This is a genomic window from Streptomyces actuosus, assembly GCF_016921115.1.
In the GTDB taxonomy this organism is placed as follows: Bacteria; Actinomycetota; Actinomycetes; order Streptomycetales; family Streptomycetaceae; genus Streptomyces; species Streptomyces actuosus_A.
In genome coordinates this window covers 1-476 of sequence record NZ_JAFFZS010000175.1, presented here as the reverse complement: position 1 = coordinate 476, position 476 = coordinate 1, and the positions used below count along the sequence as shown (strand labels likewise).

Below are 476 nucleotides of genomic sequence, written 5' to 3'. Positions count from 1 at the left end.
AGCAGACTAGGCTATGGAAAGGCTATCTAAGTCCCGCTGGGTGGTAAGAGGAGGCAGTGACTTACTGCTGGTGACAGGTGCCCCTCTTGTAAAAATGCAGTGCCCGCACTGCTATGCATAGTAAAGATAGAGGAGACAACATTCTGATTGCAATACAGGAGACATATTAAGCTGGAGACAGTGCATAGATCAGTCCATGGAAGAATGGGTAAACAAGATGATGATGTTAAAACAAGGATGAGGAATAAAGGTGAGTGTGAAGTGTGCAGTATTTGTTTCAGGTTGAGGTGTCAAATTCATTGACCAAGTCTTGGGCACCAGTTAGGTCTTTAGCTTGTAGCCACTTATTATGACTCTTGTCAAAACCATGCCAATGCACTAGGTACTCAGTAAACAAGCACACCACACACCCAATCCAACACTCCCATTTAGCTAGGATTTGCTTGATGTTGTAACAGTCCTGATCCTCTGGAAAT

General features: G+C 43.9%; 1 protein-coding gene. It reads right to left on the bottom strand.

The genetic code is table 11. The annotated features are described in order from the left end of the window. Positions 1-277: 277 nt before the first annotated feature. Positions 278-476, bottom strand: a 199-nt coding sequence (locus JS756_RS36065) for a chromo domain-containing protein (RefSeq protein WP_205387470.1), incomplete at its 5' end; no start/stop codon positions are given.